The 15,665-nt window shown below is 63.3% G+C and carries 13 protein-coding genes; 3 read left to right on the top strand and 10 right to left on the bottom strand.

Annotated elements, in window-relative coordinates:
* The first annotated feature begins 39 nt into the window (after positions 1–39).
* Entirely contained in the window at positions 40–1,107 is a 1,068-nt protein-coding gene (mnmH, locus tag SM764_RS14240; protein WP_369002080.1) for a tRNA 2-selenouridine(34) synthase MnmH, read from the top strand.
* Here the strand turns inward: mnmH and selD are convergent.
* Genes selD through SM764_RS14205 form a run of 7 tightly spaced genes read right to left on the bottom strand, consistent with a single transcriptional unit; the run spans position 1,104 to position 9,236 of the window.
* Positions 1,104–3,266, bottom strand: a complete 2,163-nt coding sequence (gene selD, locus SM764_RS14235; RefSeq protein ID WP_369002079.1) for a selenide, water dikinase SelD — start codon at positions 3,264–3,266, stop codon at positions 1,104–1,106. The genes mnmH and selD overlap by 4 nt on opposite strands.
* 51 nt (positions 3,267–3,317) lie before the next feature.
* Entirely contained in the window at positions 3,318–3,704 is a 387-nt protein-coding gene (locus SM764_RS14230) for a Na+/H+ antiporter subunit G (protein WP_369002078.1), read from the bottom strand.
* A 7-nt stretch (positions 3,705–3,711) separates the two neighbouring features.
* Complete coding sequence (locus tag SM764_RS14225; protein ID WP_065270586.1) at positions 3,712–3,981, bottom strand: K+/H+ antiporter subunit F; 270 nt, start codon at positions 3,979–3,981, stop codon at positions 3,712–3,714.
* Positions 3,978–4,475, bottom strand: a complete 498-nt coding sequence (locus SM764_RS14220; RefSeq protein ID WP_065270585.1) for a Na+/H+ antiporter subunit E — start codon at positions 4,473–4,475, stop codon at positions 3,978–3,980. Before SM764_RS14220 ends, SM764_RS14225 begins: the two co-directional genes overlap by 4 nt.
* Complete coding sequence (locus SM764_RS14215; RefSeq protein WP_274833394.1) at positions 4,472–6,025, bottom strand: monovalent cation/H+ antiporter subunit D; 1,554 nt, start codon at positions 6,023–6,025, stop codon at positions 4,472–4,474. Before SM764_RS14215 ends, SM764_RS14220 begins: the two co-directional genes overlap by 4 nt.
* Positions 6,022–6,372: a Na+/H+ antiporter subunit C gene (locus tag SM764_RS14210; RefSeq protein ID WP_369002077.1), complete on the bottom strand. Its 351-nt coding sequence runs from the start codon at positions 6,370–6,372 to the stop codon at positions 6,022–6,024. The genes SM764_RS14215 and SM764_RS14210 overlap by 4 nt, the downstream gene beginning before the upstream one ends.
* 2 nt (positions 6,373–6,374) lie before the next feature.
* A complete protein-coding gene (locus SM764_RS14205) occupies positions 6,375–9,236 on the bottom strand; it encodes a monovalent cation/H+ antiporter subunit A (protein WP_369002076.1) in 2,862 nt (953 codons plus the stop codon).
* Between the two features lie 297 nt (positions 9,237–9,533).
* Between SM764_RS14205 and SM764_RS14200 the strand changes: the two genes are divergently transcribed.
* Complete coding sequence (locus SM764_RS14200) at positions 9,534–10,040, top strand: rhodanese-like domain-containing protein (protein WP_274833396.1); 507 nt, start codon at positions 9,534–9,536, stop codon at positions 10,038–10,040.
* Between the two features lie 92 nt (positions 10,041–10,132).
* Positions 10,133–10,915, top strand: coding sequence for a CE1 family esterase (locus tag SM764_RS14195; RefSeq protein WP_369002075.1), 783 nt, complete (start codon positions 10,133–10,135; stop codon positions 10,913–10,915).
* A 21-nt stretch (positions 10,916–10,936) separates the two neighbouring features.
* Here the strand turns inward: SM764_RS14195 and mdoH are convergent, their stop codons facing one another.
* The 3 genes from mdoH to SM764_RS14180 are packed head-to-tail and all read right to left on the bottom strand — an operon-like array spanning position 10,937 to position 15,656.
* Positions 10,937–12,856: a glucans biosynthesis glucosyltransferase MdoH gene (gene mdoH, locus SM764_RS14190; RefSeq protein ID WP_369002074.1), complete on the bottom strand. Its 1,920-nt coding sequence runs from the start codon at positions 12,854–12,856 to the stop codon at positions 10,937–10,939.
* The gene (locus SM764_RS14185) at positions 12,853–14,358 is read right to left on the bottom strand and encodes an OpgD/OpgG family glucan biosynthesis protein (RefSeq protein WP_369002073.1); all 1,506 of its coding nucleotides are present in this window, start codon (positions 14,356–14,358) and stop codon (positions 12,853–12,855) included. Before SM764_RS14185 ends, mdoH begins: the two co-directional genes overlap by 4 nt.
* Positions 14,355–15,656, bottom strand: a complete 1,302-nt coding sequence (locus SM764_RS14180; RefSeq protein ID WP_369002072.1) for an OpgC family protein — start codon at positions 15,654–15,656, stop codon at positions 14,355–14,357. Before SM764_RS14180 ends, SM764_RS14185 begins: the two co-directional genes overlap by 4 nt.
* Between the last annotated feature and the right edge of the window lie 9 nt (positions 15,657–15,665).

Here is a 15,665-nt window from a genome sequence, read left to right as displayed (position 1 = left end):
CGCTTTCCCTTGTGGATGCAGCGGGCTAGACCCTGTTTCATGGTGAAAAGTTTTTCTTCCCTTCAGGATATGTACGATCATGGCTATGACACCATCATTGATGTGCGTAGCCCGGCCGAATTTGCAGAGGATCACGTCCCCGGTGCTATCAACCTGCCGGTTCTGAACAATGAAGAACGGGCTGAGGTTGGCACGATCTATGTGCAAGAAAGCCCCTTTCTGGCGCGCAAGCTGGGCGCGGCCATGGTGTTCCGCAATGCCGCGCGGCACATCGAAGAGACGCTGAGCCAATACGAAGGCGGCTGGCGGCCGCTGGTCTATTGCTGGCGCGGTGGGCAGCGCTCCGGCAGTTTCACCTATCTCTTGCAGCAGATCGGCTGGCGGGCCGAGATGATCTCAGGCGGCTACCAGTCCTACCGCAGGCTGGTGCATCAGATGTTGTATGAGGACGATCTGCCTTACCGGCTTGTGCTGTTGGATGGCTATACCGGCACGGCGAAGACCGACCTTCTGAAGCATGTGGCAGAGCAGGGCGCGCAGGTGCTGGATCTGGAAGGTCTGGCCAATCATCGCGGCTCGCTTTTGGGGGGCATGCCGGAGGACCAGCCCGGGCAGAAGGCGTTTGAATCTGCGCTTGCGGGGGCGCTGAGCCGTCTGGACCCCAGCCGCCCTGTGCTTGTCGAGGCGGAGTCGAGCAAGGTTGGAGATCGGATCATTCCCCCCAGCCTCTGGAGCCTGATGAAACAGGCGCCACGGATCGAGGTCAGCGCCTCGGTCGAAGAACGATGCCGCTACCTGCTGCGGACCTACAGCGACGGTCTGCCAGATGCGGATACACTGTCCGAAATGCTGGAGCGGCTTCGTGCGCGTCGCTCGAATGCGGTGGTGGATGGCTGGCTGTCCCTGATCGAAGAGGGCGATATGGCAGGCTTGGCGCGCGCCCTGATGGAACAGCATTACGATCCGGCCTACCGCAGTTCACGCCGCAGCATCGGCGTTGATGCCGTGGCAGAAGTACAACTGAAGGATCTGGACGATCAGACGCTGCAATCTGCCGCCACAACCATCTGCGACACGCTTGAAGGTCTGGCCGCAAAGGGTTTTTAAGTCAGAACAATTTGCCCTGCGCCTTGGGTAATCTTCCCGATGAGCGCCGCCGGGTAACCTGCCTCTTTCAGCTGCTGCAGCACCCTTTCGGCCTTGTCCTGCGGTAGGGCCGCGAGCAGGCCGCCAGCGGTCTGCGGGTCGAACAGCAGATCCTGCGCGCCACTGGTGCGCCATTCCGGCAGCAACGCAGCGTTTTCCGGGAATAGCGAGGAGCGGATGCCGCTGTCGGCCAGCTGCGCGGCGCCCTCCATCAGCGGCATGGCGGCAAAATCAATCTCTGCACTGACGCCTGAAGCCTCGCAGATGCCAAGGAGATGCCCGGCCAGACCAAAGCCGGTGACGTCGGTCATCGCGTGGGCTTCGGGTGCCAGAATTCGGGAGGCTGCGGCCTGCGGCTGTGCCATCTGTTCAAGCGCAGCGGTGACCCAGGCGCCTTCGGCCTTGCCTGCCATTTCGGCGGCCATGATTACGCCGGAGCCGAGCGGTTTGGTCAGAACCAATGCATCGCCCGGCTGCGCCCCGGCAAGGGTCACAGGATCCTGGTTGCAAAGCCCGGTGACTGTGAACCCCACAGTCAGCTCATCCCCCAGCGAGGTATGACCGCCGATGATCTCGGCACCTGCATCCTCCATCACGCTGCGCGCGGCGGTCATGATTTCAATCAGGGTCCGTTGCTGCAGGGCTGGCGCCAGACGCGGCAGGATCAGGTTGGCGGTAGCGGCCTGCGGGGCGGCGCCCATGGCCCAGATATCGCCAAGCGCGTGCACCGCTGCGATACGGGCCATCACGAAGGGATCAAGGCTGAAGGCGCGCAGATGATCGGTGCTGATCACCTGCCGCACGTCGCCCATGGTCAGTAGCGCGGCATCATCTCCGGGCAGGGCGGTGACATCCTCACGCAGACTCGCCACGCGCGACACGCCTGCCGCATGCAAGGCGGCGCGCCCGGCCTTGGCACCGCAGCCGCCGCACATGGGTTTGTCGCCCAGCACTGCGGGCAGGTCCAGCGTGTGTTCGGGCGGCAAATCCGGCACCTCCATTTCGGGCAGGCTCCGGAATTGCTCCATGAAGTTCTGATCGATCCGGTCCTTCCAGCGCCAGATCATCGGGCCGGAAAACTGGGTGCCGAACCTTTCTCCCAGCGCTTCCTTGGCGCCCATGGAAATTAGTTTCAGGTAATCCTTCTGCGGCCGGTAGTGGCGCATTGGATCGCCGGTGATGGCGGCGCGCAGATTGTGCAGCAGAACCGGGGCCTGCCGCACTGCGTAGACGCCGGCCTTGGGGCGCGGGGCATAGGCCAGATGGGCGCAATCCCCGGCGGCAAAGACCTGCGGGTCCGAGGTTTGCAGGCTGTCCGAAACGGTAAGGAAGCCGTCCTGTACCTCAAGCCCGGTATCGGCCAGCCAGTCATGCGGGCGCGCCCCGGCAGCGCCGGTGGTGAAGTCCGAGAGAACCTCGCGCCCGCCTTCGAGTTCGATATGGCTGGAATGGATGCGATTGACGGCGGTGTTTTCAACGACGGTGACGCCTTGCTCGGAAAAGGCGCGGCGCAGCCGCTCGCGGATCCCGGCGCTGGCGGTGCCCAGAACCGTGCCGCTGTCGATCAGGGTGGCTTGTTCCAGGCGGCCCCGGCTGCGCAGGGCGTGAGCCATCGCCAGAACCAGCTCGGCTCCGGCCACGCCGCCGCCGATCACCGCGATGCGGGCAGGGCCATCGCCGCCGCGGAACGCGTCCCAGCGGCGGGCAAAACTACCAAGCGGCTTCGCCGGGATGCCATGTTCTGCAAACCCTGGCAGGTCCGGCATGTCGGAGGTAATCCCCACATCGACCGAGGCCACGTCATAAGCGATGTCAGGTCGCCCCGGCACCCTGACGCTGCGGGTGTCTGGATCAAGTCCCTCCGCCGCGCCCTGCACCAGCCGCGCCCCGGCGAAGCGCGCCAGCCGGACCAGATCGATATCAAGATCGCCCCGCGCGTAGTGACCGGCGACAAAGCCGGGCAGCATCCCCGAATAGGGCGCGGTGGGGCCGGGGTTGATCAGCGTCAGCCGCGCGCCGGGCAACGGGCGCATCCCCCATTTCAGCAGCACCAGCGCATGGGAATGCCCGCCTCCGATCAAAACCACATCTTTGGTTTGGGGCAGGCGGGAGGTATCCATTTCGGTGGCTCACTTTCTGTTTCTGGGGCCGTGGGCCAATGGCCCGGGGGGCTATTGCGGCTGATCTGTGCTTTCGGGATCTTCCGGCGGGGTGTTGTGGGTGGCCCAGATAGCATCCGGTCCGGCCGAAGGCAGGGTGCCTGTTTCCTCGCGACGGTGAATGTGCACCTTGGCGATGAAATGCGCGGTCACCGGGGCGGTCAAGAACAGAAACAGCGTGATCATCAATTCGTGTAGCGACAGGCGCCCTTCAAAGGCGATCGCGTGCACCATCGAGGCAAGAAGCACACCGCCCACGCCCAGCGTCGTCGCCTTGGTCGGAGCGTGCAGCCGCGACATCGGGTCATTGAGTTTCAACAGGCCGTAGGAGCCGACAAAGCCGAACACACCGGCCATGAACAGAAAGCCTGCAATCAGAACGTCGAGTACCATATCCATAAGAGCCTCACTCGATGATGTTGCCGCGCAGGATAAAGCGCGCGTAGGCCACGGTTGAAACGAAACCGAGCATGGCGATGATCATCGCCGCTTCGAAAAAGATCTCGGTTCCGAGCGCCAGCCCATAAAGGACCATCAGCGCGATTGCGTTGATGAACATGGTATCAAGCGCAAGGATACGATCAGCCATGGCGGCGGCGAACATCACCTTCCAGAGGTTCATCAACAGCGCCAGCGCAAAGCAGACAAAAGCAAAAAGAGCCGCAGTTTCAATCATTCGAAAATCTCCATCAGGCGGCGCTCGTAGCGCTCTTTGATTTCGTCCCGAACCGCATCAGGGTCGTCGCAATCAAGGCAATGCACCAGCAGGGCGTGGCCTTCGGCGGAGACGTCCGCGGTGACGGTGCCCGGCGTCATGGTGATGGTGCCGGCCAGCACGGTGATCGCCTCGGGGGTGCGCAGCTCCAGCGGCACGGTCACCCAGTTGGGCTGCCTTTTTGCGTTGGACTTGAACACCACGATCCGCGCCACGGTGATATTGGCAACAACGATGTCCCAGATCACGATCAGGATATAGGCCGCGATCTTGACCGGGTGTTTCATGCGCAGTTGCTGCGGCCAGAACGGCTGGGTCAGGAAGGGGATCAGCAGCCCCAGCAGAAAACCAAAGACCAGCGAGTTCAGCGTGAAGCTGTTGACGATGAGAACCCAGGTGAGGGTCAGCAGCAGCGTCAGCACCGGGTGCGGCAGAAGTCGATGCATCAGTTTCATTCCCCGGTCCTCCCCAGGACGGTGTCAATATAGGCATCCGGCGCAAAGAGTTGCGCGGAGGTGGCCTCGGCGTAGTCCATCATCGGACCTGCAAAGACGGTCAGCAGGATCAGCCCGGCCAGAAGGCCGAAGCTGGCCACGAAAGGCAGGGACGAACCGCGTTGCGCCTGCACCGGCGCCTCTTCTGTGTCATCCGCTTCCACTTCGCTTTCAGCATCCTCTTGCGGTGCAAGCCCGTGGCTTTTCCAGAAGATCAGGCTACCAGCCCGCGCCAGACCGATGATGGTAATCAGCGACGACACCAGAATGACGCCCCAGATCCACCAGACCAGATCATGCCCGCGCGCCGCATCCATCACCAGTAGCTTGCCCAGGAAACCGGACAGGGGCGGCATGCCCGCCATGGCGATGGATCCCCCAAAGAACAGCGCCGCGATCAGCCCGCTTTGCTTCATCACCGGTTTCGGGGCGATCTCTCCGCCCTGACGTTCCATCACCATATCGGCGACCAGGAACAGGAAGGCCGTCGCAAGGGTGGAATGCACGGTGTAGTAAAGCGCAGCGCCGACCGAGGCCGGGGTAAACAGCGCTACCGCCGTCAGCAGGGTTCCCATCGAGGTGATGGCACCAAAGGCCACAAGCCGCCCGATCTCACGCGCGCCAAGAACACCAATGGCCCCCACGGCAAGCGTCAGCAGCGCCGCGGGCAGCAGCCAGTCCCCGGCCAGCCCCGCGGTGATCTCGGCCTCGGGGCCAAAGACCAGCGTGTACATACGCAGGATGGCATAGGCGCCGACCTTGGTCATGATCGCAAACAGGGCCGCCACCGGCAAAGGCGCGTTGGCATAAGAGGCTGGCAGCCAGAAATGCAGCGGCAGCACCGCAGCCTTGATGGCAAAGACCAGCAACAGCATGATCGCGCCGACCCGCAACAGGGCGGTATCCTCGGCCGGAAGTTCGGCCACGCGGACTGCCAGATCGGCCATGTTCAGCGTGCCGGTCACGGAATAAAGCGTGCCAAGAGCAAACAGGAACAGTGTCGATCCCAGCAGGTTGTAGACGACATATTGCACACCGGCCTGGAACCTTGTGGCGCCGCCTGCGTGGATCATCAGACCATAAGAGGCGATCAGCAGGACCTCGAAGAAAACGAAGAGGTTGAAGGCGTCGCCGGTTAGGAAGGCGCCGATGATGCCCATCAGCTGGAACTGGAACAGCGCGTGGAAATTGGCGCCGCGCGCGTCCCAGCCGGTTCCGATGGCGTATAGAACCACCGCCAGCGCCAGCACCGCCGTCAGGACGATCATCATCGCCGACAGCCGGTCCAGCACCAGCACGATGCCAAAGGGCGCAGGCCAGTCGCCGAGCTCATAGACCTGTACCGTGCCATCGGCGGCCTGACTGGCCAGAACGAGGGTAATCAGGGCAATCGCAACCGTGCTGGCAATCGAGAAGATTCGCTGCAGATCCAGATGGTAGCGCACCACCATGATGATGAAGGGCGCAACGATCGCGGGCAGAACGATAGGGGCAATCAGAAGATGGTTCATGCGTCCTCTCCCGACTGCGTATCGCCGGTCATGTCGATGCGGTCATCGCGGGAGGACAGGAAGGCCCCCAGCGCGATCATCACCACGACCGCCGTCATCCCGAAGGAGATCACGATCGCCGTCAGAACCAGCGCCTGCGGCAGCGGATCGGTATAGGCGACCTCCTCGTATTTGTTGAGGATGGGCGGCGCGTTGACCATCAGGCGCCCGGTGGCGAACAGGAAGACGTTCACCGCATAGGATACCAGCGACAGGCCGAGAATCACCGGAAAGGTGCGTTTGCGCAGGATCAGGTAAATCCCTGCGGCGGTCAGGATACCAACAGCCGAAGCAACCAGAAGTTCCATGCTCAGACCTCGTTTTCGTTCTTGGGCTCGTCATCGCGGGCCGGGTTGATGTCCATGGCGTACTCCGAGGAAATCCCCGGCTGCCAGGCAAAGCGGGAGAGGCTTTCCAGCGCCAGCAGCACCGCGCCGACCACCGCCAGGAAGACGCCGAGGTCGAACAGCGCCGCGGTGGCCCATTCGAATTCTTTCAGCGGCGGCCAGTGGATATAGCCGAAGGCGGATGTCAGGAATGGCATGTCGTTGAACCAGGCGCCGATACCGGTGGCGGCGGCGATCAGCACGCCGGAGCCGATGATACCGTGGTAGTAGAACCGCTGCCGTTCAGAGGTCCAGGCAAAGCCCGAGGCCATGTATTGCATGATGACAGCAATGGCCGCGATCAGACCGGCGATAAAGCCGCCGCCCGGCAGGTTGTGACCCCGGAAGAAGATATAGGCCGCCACCATCAACGCCAGCGGCATCATCACGCGGGTCGCGACCACCATCATCATCGGGTGGGCATCGCCTGCCTGCGGCAGATCCGGTTTCCGGTTCAGCAGATAGGCCCGCACGCGGGTGCCCAGAACCGCCTCGGTCAGGGCATAGATGACCAGTGCCGCGATGCCGAGGACGATGATCTCGCCAAAGGTATCAAAGCCCCGGAAATCCACCAGAATGACGTTCACCACATTGGTGCCGCCGCCGCCCTTGTAAGAGTTGGCGAGGTGGAATTCGGAAATGCTGGGCGCCGCGAAATCGCGCGTCATCAGCGCATAGATCAGCCCGCCTGCGCCAAGACCAGCCACAACGGCGATGGCACCATCGCGCAGCCGGATCAGCGCCGGGGTCTCGACCGGGGTTTCCTTGGGCATGAAGTTCAGCGCCAGCAGCATCAGCACGATGGTCACAACCTCGACCGACAGCTGGGTCAGCGCCAGATCGGGGGCCGACAGGTAGTTGAACGACATGGAGACCACCAGACCCACGACGCCGATCAGGACCAGTGCCAGCAGGCGATTGCGGTGACGCGCAACGATCAGCAGCGTCGCCAGTACCAGGCTGAGCCACCCGAGTGCCGGGATCGCGCCGATTTCCTTCAGGCTGCGGGTTGCCGGGCCAGTGGTGCCGGTGGAATAGGCATACCAGCTGATCGCCACGGTAAAGCTGATCATCACCGCGCCATAGCGGGTGATCGAGCCATTGTGCAGCCCGTCGGTCACCGCCTTGGCCAGACGCGCCAGCACCGCCATCAGGGTATCAAAGATATCCTTGGCCTCGGGGCGGGGGGCGGCGTTCCAGGCGCGCATCAGGGGCTTGTGCAGCGCGAGCAGCAGCGCACCGCCGCCCACAGCCACCAGCGACATGTAAAGGGCGGGCGTCAAACCATGCCAGAGTTTCAGCGAGTAATAGGGCAGCTCTTCTCCGCCAATCACGGCGCCAGCGGCCACGGCCACCAGTGGCCCGGCGATCTTGGCCGAGAACAGGCCGATCAGCACCACCAGCGTGATCAGGAAGGCCGGTGCCAGCCACATGCCCGCACCCGGATCATGGGGATGCGCGGGATAGTCGTCCCGCTTGGGGCCAAAGAAGACATGAACGATGAAGCGGAAGGAATAGGCTGCCGAGAACAGCGCCGCGATCAGTGCAAGGCCCGGCACCAGATAGTGCGATCCGGCCCAGACCGTGTGTACGGTTTCCTCCAGCATCATCTCCTTGGACAGGAAGCCGTTGAAGGGCGGGATACCCGCCATCGACAGGGCGGCGACAAAGGCGATGGTGAAGGTCACCGGCATCAGGTGGCGCAGACCGCCCAGACGTTTGATGTCGCGGGTGTGCGCCTCGTGATCGACGATGCCGGCCGACATGAACAACGCCGCCTTGAAGGTGGCGTGGTTGATGATGTGGAATACTGCGGCAACCGCTGCGATCTTGGTGCCAAACCCCAGAAGCATGGTGATCAGGCCCAGATGACTTACGGTGGAAAAGGCCAGCAGACCTTTGAGATCATCCTTGAACAGGGCAATTACGGCACCGATGAGCATGGTCACAAGGCCGGTGGTCGCCACGATGTAGAACCATTCTGGCGTGCCGGCCAGAACCGGCCACATCCGCGCCATCAGGAACAGGCCTGCTTTCACCATGGTGGCGGAGTGCAGATAGGCCGAAACCGGCGTCGGCGCCGCCATGGCGTGGGGCAGCCAGAAATGGAACGGGAACTGTGCCGATTTGGTGAAACAGCCCAGCAGGATCAGGACCAGCGCGGGCAGGTAGAGCGGCGACGCCTGGATAAGGTCCTTGTTCTCCAGGATCACGCTCAGATCATAAGAGCCGACGATATTGCCGAGGATCAGCATGCCCCCGATCATCGCTAGGCCACCGGAGCCAGTCACGGTCAGCGCCATGCGCGCGCCCTGACGCCCTTCGGGCAGGTGTTTCCAGTATCCGATGAGCAGGAAGGAGGACAGAGAAGTCAGCTCCCAGAACACCAGCAACAACAAGATGTTATCTGAGAGGACGATGCCGACCATCGCACCCTGGAACAGCAACAGGTAGGTGTAGAACTGCCCCATAGGATCTTCGCGCGACAGGTAAAACCGCGCGTAGAGGATGATCAGCATGCCGATCCCAAGGATCAGCGTAGCAAAGAGAAACCCAAGCCCATCCAGAAAGAAATTCGCATTGAGCCCCAGACCGGGCAGCCAGTCGAATGTGGCTGTGATGACCTCTCCGCGAAATACAGCGGGGGCATGCAGCAGAAGGCCGGTTAGGGCCAGGAAGGTGGTCAGACCAGCCGCCGAAGCGGAGGCGTTACGCCCCGCCCGGATCAGCAGAGCGGGAAAGACCGCTCCTAGAAAAGGCAGGGCCGCAATCAAAAACAGGGACACGTGCAGATCTCCTGGTAGGGCTAGGCGAATTTTGACTTTGCCTAAGCAATTTTTCGCTTCTGTGCCAGCCCCGCAGGCCCGGTTCTGAGGAAGATCGGGCAAATGACGCTGGAATTGTTGGACATTGCGCCACTACTTGGGGCTGGGGGGCGGAGTTGACAAGATTTTGAATGGCCAAAATTCACCCTCTGTGCTGATCGGGAATACAAATGCTGCTAGAACGGTGTCCAAAGGGATGGCACCCGCCTGAAACACGGCGCTGCGGGGCGTGTTTTCCCGGTTATTGGAGAGACGCAGATGCAAGACCCAATCAGTGCGGAGACCCAGGAGGCCAGCGGGCGGCCGGTCACTATGTCGCGGCGCAAGCTGTTGTCCTCTGCGGGCATCCTTCTGGGCGCTGCGGCGGTCGGCGCGGTGGCCTGGCGCTATCGGCCCGCGCCGGATCACGACCGTCCGCGCCTGTCCGTGGCCGAGGCGTTTTCCGCTGCCGGAGCGGGGTCGATCACCTTGGTGGACATCCGCACACCCCGGGAATGGCGCAGTACCGGCGTTCCGGTCGGCAGCGTCCAGATTGACATGCGTCGTGACGATTTTACTGAGGCGCTGTCCCGCGCATTGGGTGGCAACCGCGCCGCGCCGGTGGCGCTGATCTGCGCCCGCGGTGTGCGTTCGGCCCGGATGGTGCGGCGCATGGCAGAGGCAGGGTTTTCACAGATCATGGATGTACCCGAAGGCATGCTCGGCTCTGGTGCCGGACCGGGGTGGATCGCGGGCAACCTGCCGGTGGCGCGGTGGCAGGGCTAGGCCCCGCGCGCCGACGGCGCAGCCTGCTCCTCCGCCGGGCCGGAGGCATTCTTCTTTCGTTGTTCGTGGCGGCGCTCTGCGCACGCCCTGCATTGGCAAGTTGCGGCGCTGCCGCAGAAGCTTGCGATCTGCCGTCCGGTGACTACCACATCGCCACACCCGATCCGGGCGACTCGGCCAGCACGGAAGCAAAAGGCACTCCGGCGGTGGTGTTTCTGCACGGTTATGGCGGCTCTGGCGCCGGGGTGTTGCGCAACCGCGCCCTTGTAAAGGAGCTGCAGGAGCGGGGCTATGCGCTCATCGCGCCGACCGCCTTGCCGCGCTGGAATGGCAAGAGGTCGTGGAACTTCCTGCCCGGGGCCGAGGGACGGGATGAGGCGCAGTTCCTGCAACAGGTCCTTGGCGATGCGGAGTCGCGGTTCGGCATCGACCGGCAGAGGGTTGTTCTTGCTGGATTTTCCGCCGGGGCCTTTATGGTGAACTACCTCGCCTGCGCCCATCCCGGGGATTTTGCCGCCTTCGCTCCGGTGGCGGGAGGATTCTGGCGGCCACGGCCCGAGACCTGCGCCGGTCCTGTCCGGTTGCTGCACACTCACGGCTGGGCCGACAAGGTCGTGCCACTGGAGGGGCGCATTCTGGGCAGCAGCACGCGCGAACAGGATGATATCTTTGCCGGGCTGGCCCTGTGGCGGCAGGTGAACGGCTGCGCCGATGACGCGCCCGATTATTTGTGGGTTACCGGACTGGAGCTGCATCGCCGCTGGGATTGCCAATCCGGGGGCGATATTGAACTAATGCTCGGTCCGGGGGGGCACCGCATTCCGGACACCTGGCCGACGCGGGTCGTCGAATGGTTTGAGCGGACCCCGAACTGACGCCCGGGACACGCGGTTCTTCTATTCCGCCGCTGAACGGTGGTCAGGTGTCCCGGCAAAGACGCGTTCAACCGCTTTGCGATAGGTCCGGGCGGTTCGGGCGATACGGGGTTCGGCAAAAACCTCGCGCGTGCCCATCCAGAACCTGAGTCGAAGCGCGGGACGCATCCCCGACAGGGCCGACAGCGGCAGCACCAGTACCAGCGACAGGGCAATTGGAGCCAGCCAGACGGAAACCATCCCGGCCAGGATCCCGGCGCTGAGCGCAAGACCGCTGGTGAATTCGAGTGCATGACAGATCAGCATGGTCTTCAGCCCATAGCGCCCGCCATCCCGCGCCTGCGGCGCCCAGCCCCGTTGCAGGCGCAGGGCGCTACGCAGGACGGCGATCATCTGCTGCACCATCAGGATCGGCGCATAAAGGATTGCCAGCAGGATCTCGGAGGCCACGGAGAGCGCGAACTGCCGCCCTCCGCCATAATCCGATAGCCGCGCGCCAGTCAGGGGCAGCGCGGCAAGGGCCAGAAGTTTCGGCGCCAGCAGCATCGCGTAGATAACCAGGATCACGGCGACATGGCGCGGCTCTGACATATCCGGCCAGGAGGGGCGCAGCGGGTCGGCGGGGCTGAAATACTGCAGCGCCGAGGTTTCCCCGTCTTCTCCGATCAGCGCCCATATTACCAGAAGCGCAAACCAGATCGGCGCCATCAGGTATCCAATCGCCCCATGCAAGAGATGGAACCGTGAAATCGCGCAGAAACCCTGCGCGCTTAGGAGTTTCAGGTGCTGCAGATTGCCCTGGCACCAGCGCCGGTCGCGCAGGATGTGATCGATCAGGGTCGGCGGCGTCTCTTCATAGGAACCTTGGATGCGGGGCAGGAAATGCACGCCCCAGCCGGCCCGGCGTAACAGACCGGCCTCAACGAAATCATGGCTCATGATAAGGGTTTTGCCGCCGAATGTCTGTTGCAGCTCGGGCAGTCCGGCGCAGGCGGCAAAGGCGCGGGTGCGCAGGATGGCGTTATGACCCCAGTAGTTGCCCTCGGCGCCGACCCAGCGTGCCAGCCCTTCGGCCATGGCAAGGCCATAGACCCCGTTGGCAAACTGCTGCATGCGGCCAAAGACGGATCTGGCGCCGATCAGCTGTGGGAAGCTCTGGATCAGTCCGGCTGCCGGATCTCGGCGCAGCGCATCGGCCAGTTGGGCAATCGCCCGGCCGGTCATCAGACTGTCGGCATCCAGCACCAGCATGGCGTCATAGCCGCCACCCCAGCGGCGCACCCAATCCGCGATATTGCCCGCCTTGCGCCCGGTGTTGTCCTCGCGGTGGCGATAGTAGAGCCGGATACCGGGCGGCAGCGCGGCGCGCAGCGCCTCTACGCCCGCCAGTTCCTGCGCCGCGATCCGGTCATCCCGTGTGTCGGACAGGATGAACATGGCGTAATCATGCGCACCGCCCCAGGCATGCAGATCCTCCAGCATAGTGCGGGCGTTGCCGAACACGGCGGCCGGATCTTCGTTGTGGACGGGCACCAGCACAGCAACGGTAAGCGGCGGCGTGTCGGGTGCGATGGGACCGGTCGGAACCCGGCGTTCGGCCTCTTGCCTGCGCTGCCACAGGCTGAACAGGCCCAGGAGCACGGTGGAGACCGAAAAGCAGATCCAGAAGAAATTGAAGGCAATGAGCGCCAGAAGCAGAACCTCGATCATCATGAAGCCGCCATCGGCAAACCAGCCTTGCATCACGAAGGTCAGCAAGGCGGTTGCAACCATCGCCGGTGAAAAGGCAATGACCCGCCACAGCGCCACGCGCATCTGCGGCGCGGTCCCGGGGGCGCTCATGTCGCGGAAAGCGGCGCCAAAGTTCTGCTCTGGCATCGCCATGGGCTGTTCGGGCGGCAGCATCTTCGCCGCAGAGGGGGCGGAGATCAGATCTTTCATGCGGTCCACCTGTAAAGCCAGACTTCGGTGGCACGCTGCCCGTCCCGGCGCAGCACCGCCCGTAACTCCACAAGGGAGCGGTCACCGGGTTCAAAGCTAAAGGCGAGCCGCAGGCCACCGGTGGCCGGATTGCGCTGCAGGACCCCGGTGCTGAGCTCGACATGCGGCGAGGAAAGCACGACGTCGAAGTTTTTGGGATCGCCTGCCAAAAGCGGATGATCTTCGAAATCCACGGTCATAATCCGCCCCGGGTCACCAAAGACACGTGCGCCCGCGGCGGTGTCCACCACCTGCGCCAGCGTACCAGTGGGGCCGGTGCCCCAGGTCAGGCGGTAATCAAGCCGCACCTCGGCTCCGGCAGGATAGGGCGTGCGCGGGCGCCAATAGGCGACGATATTGTCGTAGATTTCCTTGTCCGCCGGGATCTCTACCAGCGTGACGGCGCCCTTGCCCCAATCGCCCTTGGGTTCGACCCAGAGGCTGGGCCGGTCCTGATAATGCGCCTCAAGATCGGCGAAGTCCGACAGGTTGCGGCTGCGCTGCATCAACCCGAAACCTCGGGGGTTCTCGTCTACAAAGGAGGACACCTGCAGCTGCGCCGGATTGGCCAGTGGTCGCCACAGGGTTTCGCCGTTGCCATTCTCGATCAAAAGCCCGTCGCTGTCGTGTACGGCGGGGCGGAAATCGTCGAACCGGTTGCGGTTGGTGCGATCAAACAGGAACATCGAGGTTAGCGGCGCGATCCCTGCATGGGTCAGCTCTTCGCGTGGGAACAGCGTTGCTTCGACCTCCATCACGCAGGCGGCGCCGGGGGTGATGGTGAAACGGTAGGCGCCTGCGACCGAGGGCGAATCCATCAGCGCATGCACGACCATGTGGCGCTGGCCGGGGGCAGGGGCCTCCAGCCAGAATTCGGTGAACTCGGGGAATTCCTCGCCTTCGGCATCGCCGGTGTGAAGGGCCAGCCCGCGCGCCGACAGCCCATAGGCCTGCCCGATGCCGATGGCCCGGAAATAGCTGGCGCCCTGAAAGACACAGAATTCATTCTTCTTGCCCGGCTCGCTCAACTCGGTGCGCAGGCGAAAGCCCGAATACCCCAGCGCTCCTTCGGTGCTGAGATCCGGTGCCTTGTCTGTCTTGTCGAACAGGGTCAGATCAAAGGCAACAGGCTGCGCCAGCCCGTCCGCGACGCTGTGCATCTGCACCGCACGGGGGAAATAGAGGCCCGGCAGGAAGAAATCGACATTATAGCTGCGTTCCGTCTTGCTCCACAGCGCGTCGGGGCTGCGGAACCAGCGGGTCTGATAATCCTCATAGGTGAGATCCAGCCAGTCCTGCGGCACCTTAGCACGCGTGTGATAAGGCATCTGTGCCAGCATGCGGGCCTTGTCGATGACATCCTGATGCCGGAACGGAACGGAGGCGGCCTTGGCCGCGAGCGGAGCTGTCAGCGCAAGGCCGGAGACACCGGCAAGGAAACCGCGGCGCGAAAGACGGCTCATCGCTTTGCCCTCCAGGGGTGGGATTTGAACCAGGCGGCAGCAAAGGCACAGGCGATGATCAGGCAGAACCCGGCGATATTTGCCGCAGCGGTGATCAGGATGCCCCGGTCAGTCTGATCCAGCGCAAAGCCGATCAGCCGGGCCAGCGCCATCGAGAAGACGAAGACCGCAAGGGACTGTTGCCCGACCTTGGTGATGATGCGCAGGGCAAAGGACCAGAGCCGCGCCAGCTCCGAATGACCGGAGGCGATCAGCCGCTGACCACCAGCTCCGGCGGCCACCCAGCCGAGATAGGCCAGTGCCAAAAAGTGCGCATAGCGCAACAGGCCGAAATCGGTTTTCTCGCGCCACTCGTCCGTGAAGGCCCAGGCCGGGCGTATGGCGGCGGCCAGATCGTCGTTCCAGGCCTCAACCCACAGGAAGACCTTCCAGGAGCCAAAGGGGGCAGAGAAGATCAGGAAGGCTGCAGACACAAGCACCAGTGCCCGCGACACGGGCGGCGCCGGAAGCCAGCCTTTCATGAAGGCAAAGCCTGTGAAAAACAGCAATTGCCAGCCGAAGGGGTTGAAGAACCATTCCCGGGCCGACCAGGGTTCGGCAGGCAGGGATGCTCCGTCCGGTCCAAGGCCGATCATATAGGGGTTCGCGGCCAGCCAGATCAGCGCCGAAGCTGCGGCAACGGTCCAGAGGCCGATGCGCTCCAACCCCATCATCAGCGGCATCAGCGCCAGCACCACCAGATACATCGGCAGGATGTCAAAGTAGTTCGGCACATAGGTGAGCGTGAACAGCCCCACCAGCTGCGGCATCGGGTCATTGAAGAAATGGCCAAGGTTCAGAGAGTTGACGTAGCTTTTTTCAAAGGCACCGGTCAGGTCCAGTGCCGCCATGGTCATGGCGACAAAGAAGAACAGGCCGATATGAGCCCAGAATACCTGCCAGCAGCGGAATACCACCCGCGCAGTGCCCATCAGCCAGCCCCGGCGGGCAAAGGACCCACCAAAGGCGATGGCCGAGGCCATGCCCGAGCAGAAGACAAAAATCTCGGTCGCATCGGAAAACCCGAACCGGGCCGGGATCCAGCCGGTCCAGCGGTTGCCAGGAATATGAGCGACCAGGATGATGAACATGGCAATGCCGCGATAGAAATCGAGCCGCGGGTCGCGGACGCGTTTTTGCCCGCCTGCCGGGGCTGGGGCATGCTCCGATGCGGGCGCACGGCGGGTGTTGGCCGCTGCCGGACCTGCCACGGCCGGAATCTCTGCTGTGGGAGCGGGGAACTTGGAAATACGCGCCATCGTTAAGCG

The sequence above is a fragment of the Pseudophaeobacter sp. 1A16562 genome (genome assembly GCF_041008785.1).
Taxonomy (GTDB): domain Bacteria; phylum Pseudomonadota; class Alphaproteobacteria; order Rhodobacterales; family Rhodobacteraceae; genus Phycobacter; species Phycobacter gallaeciensis_A.
Note: the sequence above shows the minus strand (reverse complement) of the source record. Positions and strands in the feature narration are given on the sequence as shown.